A 4,147-nucleotide genomic window follows, 5' to 3' on the forward strand; every position below is an offset into this window, starting at 1 on the left:
TATGTCCGTGCCGGCTGGCTCGGTCGAAAAAGCGGCAAAGGATTTTTTAATTATTAAATCCACAACTGGTGCAAAACGCATAAAAAAGGGGGCGAAACACATACAACGGTCTCGCCCCTAAATCATAATGATTTTTATTATGAATGAACTTTATTCTTCTTTGCCGGCATCTGCCATCATTTTAAGCATGGCGTATTTTTCCTCAACTTCTTTGCCAAGGGCTTCCCTTAAACGTTTGGACTCCTCGGGAAAGCTTTTTTCCAGGGCCGCAAACCGCACTTCACCGCTTAAGAACGCCTGCAGGGTTCCGTCGGGTTGTTTGGAGTCAAGGGTAAAGGGATTTTTTCCTTCACGGGTAAGCTGGGGATTGAACCGGAACATGGGCCAGTAACCGGATTCAACAGCCAGTTTTTCCTCCTCCTGGGTTTTGCCCATACCCTTTTTAATGCCCTGGTTGATACACGGTGCATAGGCGATAACCAGGGAGGGGCCGGGGTAGCTTTCCGCTTCCAGAAGCGCCTTAAGCGTCTGGTTCTTGCTGGCACCCATGGAGATGGTTGCCACATAGACATACCCGTAACTCATCATCATCCGGGCCATATCTTTTTTCCCGATTTTCTTTCCGGATGCGGCATATTTGGCAATGGCGCCGGTGGGCGTGGCCTTGGAGGACTGGCCGCCCGTGTTGGAGTACACTTCTGTATCCAGCACCAGGATATTAATGTCATCCCCGGATGCCAGTACATGGTCCAAACCGCCAAACCCAATATCATAGGCCCAGCCGTCACCACCGAAAACCCAGTGGGATTTTTTCACAAACAGGTCTTGTTCATCATTGATCTCTTTAAGAATGCCCTGGCAGGCCCCTTTGAGCAGGCGTTTAAGATCGTCCCCGTATTTTCTGGACTCTTCAAGATTGTCCTTGCCGGCGATCCAGCCTTGCATGGCAGCTTTGATATCACTGGAAACACCCTGTTCAATGGCCTTTTCCATCTTTGCAGCCAGGGTTTTGCGTCTGGATTTTGTGGCCAGCAGCATACCGTAACCGTATTCGGCAGCATCCTCAAACAGGGAAGATGCCCAGGCAGGACCCTGGCCGTCGGCATTGACGCAATAGGGCATAGACGGTGCAGATGCACCCCAGATGGAAGAACAGCCCGTGGCATTGGCAACGGTCATTCTCTCGCCAAAAAGCTGGGTGATCAGTTTTACATACGGCGTTTCTCCGCAACCCGCGCATGCGCCGGAGAATTCAAGCAGCGGTTTCCACAACTGGCTGCCCTTGAGGGTATCGCGTTTCATGACATCTGTCTTGAATGGAACGGTCAATGAAAATTTGTGATTCTCTTTTTCCACGTCCACCTGGGAGGCCAGAGATTTCATTTCAAGGGCTGGTTTTTTGGCCGGGCAGATATCTGCACAATTGCCGCAACCCTGGCAGTCAAGGGGGTTGACCTGCATTCTGAATTTGAACTGCTCCAGACCCTTGCCCTTGCCGTCAACGGTGACAAAGGATGCCGGGGCATCTTTAAGCTCCTCAGGTGTTGCCATAATGGGGATAATCGCGGCGTGTGGGCATACAAAGGAACACTGGTTGCACTGAATGCAGTTTTCGGCAATCCATTCGGGTACTTTGATGGCCACCCCGCGTTTTTCATACTGGGATGTGCCTGCTTCAAACACGCCATCCACGGAAAAGGCAGATACCGGCACATCATCACCTTCCTGGGCATTGATTTTGCGCATAACATTGTCCACAAAGGGTGTGGCAGGTTCCTCAATTCTGACTTCGTCCACGGCCTCTTTCCAGGATACGGGCACATCCACTTTCACCAGGTTTTCCAGGGTCTTGTCCACAGCCTCAATATTCATTTTAACTATGGCATCGCCCTTTTTGCCGAATTTTTTCTTGATATCATTTTTCAGCAGTTCAATGGCCTGTTCAACCGGAAGCACATTGGCAAGGTTGAAAAAACAGGTCTGCATAATCATGTTGATGCGGTTGCCAAGACCCACTTCACCGGCAATTTTTACGGCGTCAATGTTGTAGAAGTTCAGTTCTTTCTCATATATGGTGCGGCGCACATGGCCCGGGATATGTTTTTCCAGATCTGCAATGGTGGACCATTCCGAGTTGAGCAGGAAGGTGCCGCCCTTTTTCATTCCCTTGAGGACATCGTAGATCTGCACATAGTTGGATTTATGACAGGCTACAAAATCCGAGGACTCAATCAAATAGGTGCTTTTGATTTTTACATCGCCAAAGCGCAGATGGGAAACGGTGAGCCCGCCGGATTTTTTGGAGTCATAGGCAAAATATCCCTGGGCATATTTGTCGGTGTTGTCACCGATGATTGTGATGGCCGACTGGTTGGCCCCCACGGTTCCGTCGGAACCAAGGCCCCAGAATTTGGCGGAAATGGTACCTGCCGGCGCGGCGTCAAAACCTTTTTTCACGTCCAGTGAGGTATGGGTGACGTCGTCAATGATCCCCACGGTGAAATGGTTTTTCGGGGACATGGCCTTCATGTTGTCAAACACGGCTTTGACCATGGAGGGGTTGAATTCCTTTGAGGACAACCCGTAACGGCCGCCGATGATCCGGGGGCCTTCCCCGTGTTCCATAAAGGCGGTGCAGATATCCTGGTACAGGGGCTCGCCAATGGCACCGGGTTCCTTGGTCCTGTCAAGCACTGTCAGGGTTTCCACGGAAGCCGGCACGGTGAGCAGAAATTCCCGGATGTCAAAGGGTCTGTATAACCGGACTTTTATCAGGCCTAAGCGTTCGCCCGTGGCATTGAGTTTTTCAATGGTCTCTTCAATGGCTTCACAGCTGGAACCCATGGCGACAACAACACGGTCAGCTTCAGGATCACCCACATAATCAAAGGGCTGATAATGGCGCCCGGTAAGATCGCCCACCTTTTTCATATATTGCTTAACAATGGCAGGCACTTTGAGGTAAAAAGAGTTGGTTGCCTCCCTGCCCTGGAAATAAATATCCGGATTCTGGGCAGTTCCGCGGGTGTCGGGATGTTCCGGGTTCATGGCCCTGGCCTTGAATGCCCAGTAAGCGTCATAGTTGAACAGGGATGCCATGTCCTCGTATTCAATCATTTCAATTTTCTGAATTTCATGGGAGGTTCTGAACCCGTCGTAGAAATGGAGAAAAGGAACCCGGGCGTCCATGGTTGCAAGGTGGGCCACAAGGGCCAGGTCCTGGGCTTCCTGAACTGAGCAGGAGGCCAGCATGGCGAACCCGGTCTGCCTGGCTGCCATGACATCCTGGTGGTCTCCGAAGATGGACAGGGCATGGGCGGAAATGGCCCGGGCTGTTACATGAAAAACACAGGGGAGCAGTTCGCCTGCGATCTTGTACATATTGGGTATCTTGAGCAACAGCCCCTGGGAGGCTGTAAAGGTGGAGGTCAAAGCGCCTGCTGCAAGGGAGCCGTGGACAGCACCGGCAGCACCGGCCTCGGACTGCATCTGCTTGATGTCCAGGATCTGCCCGAAAATATTTTTTCTCCCCTGGGATGCCCAGGAATCGGCAATTTCACCCAGAGGGCTGGAAGGTGTGATCGGGTAAATCGCTGCTACCTCGCTCATGGCGTATGCTACATGGGTTGCCGCAGTATTCCCGTCAATGGTCTGCATTCTTTTTTTCATAATCTTTCACCTCGTTGAATGGTAATCCGAATAAGATTTAATCCCAATATATAGAATCCATTGGACAATATAACAAAAGAACCGGCTTGTAAAGAATTCCGCAAACCGGCCTTTTAAATCATTTTAGTCAATAAATAAGCAATCTATAGCTTATATTCCTGTTTTTATATCTCACAACTGAAAAAACCGGTCAAGACCTATTTTGCAAATGGGCACAACGGGTTAATTCAGCTTCCTTTCTTTTTTATTGACAACGAATGAACCCGCAATTGAAGCGGCAAGGGCAGGAGAGGCAGGCAAGGGCTTCCCTGTTGTGGCAAACGAAATTAAAGACTTGGCTGGGCAGACGTCAGAAGCCACTGAACAGATCCAGAGTCAAATTGGCAAAGTTCAGCATGCTACCTCTGAAACTTCTCTGGGTTGCTCTCAAAATTATAGCGGCCAGGAGGAAAAGGTGTACCGGAAAACGATTTGGATG

At 50.3% G+C, this 4,147-nt stretch carries 2 protein-coding genes; one reads left to right on the forward strand and one right to left on the reverse strand.

What is annotated here, in order from left to right; translation table 11 throughout:
• Window positions 1–150: 150 nt before the first annotated feature.
• Window positions 151–3,669 (reverse strand): pyruvate:ferredoxin (flavodoxin) oxidoreductase, encoded by a 3,519-nt coding sequence (gene nifJ / locus AB7U36_RS19745; protein ID WP_428161350.1) that lies wholly within the window; start codon window positions 3,667–3,669, stop codon window positions 151–153.
• Between the two features lie 247 nt (window positions 3,670–3,916).
• Here nifJ and AB7U36_RS19750 point away from each other — a divergent pair.
• Window positions 3,917–4,147, forward strand: a 231-nt coding sequence (locus tag AB7U36_RS19750; RefSeq protein ID WP_428161351.1) for a methyl-accepting chemotaxis protein, incomplete at its 3' end; no start/stop codon positions are given.

This window comes from Desulfobacter sp., assembly GCF_050177295.1.